Source organism: Methylobacterium sp. D54C (assembly GCF_053345595.1).
In genome coordinates, this window is sequence record NZ_JBKFAK010000140.1 from 1 (window position 1) to 347 (window position 347).

At 70.0% G+C, this 347-nt stretch carries 1 protein-coding gene; it reads right to left on the minus strand.

Annotation, left to right across the window (positions count from 1 at the left end; translation table 11 throughout):
• Positions 1-347: transposase (locus ACLBYB_RS32880; protein WP_447701389.1), on the minus strand; the 347-nt coding region annotated here is incomplete at both ends.

Consider the following 347-nt stretch of genomic DNA (forward strand, 5'->3'; position numbering starts at 1 on the left):
CACTGGCTTACGCTGCAGCAGTGCCGGCAGCCGCGGGTCGACCGAGGTCGGCGTCGCCTTCGCGCGCCGGATCAGAGAGGTCATGCCGACTACGAGCAGCCGGCGCAGGTAGCGGTCGCCCATGCGTGAGATCCGGCCCAGGCGCTCCTTGCCGCCACTGCAGTTCTGCAGCGGTGTCAGGCCCAACGAGGCCGCGAACTGCCGACCGGAGCGGAAGCGTTCGGGCTCGCTCACCGAGGCGGCCAACGCGGTTGCCGACACGATGCCGACACCCGGGATCGTCGCCAGGCGCTGCGACAGGTCGCTGTCCCGATGCCAGGCGAGCAACTCCTTCTCCAGTCGGGTGA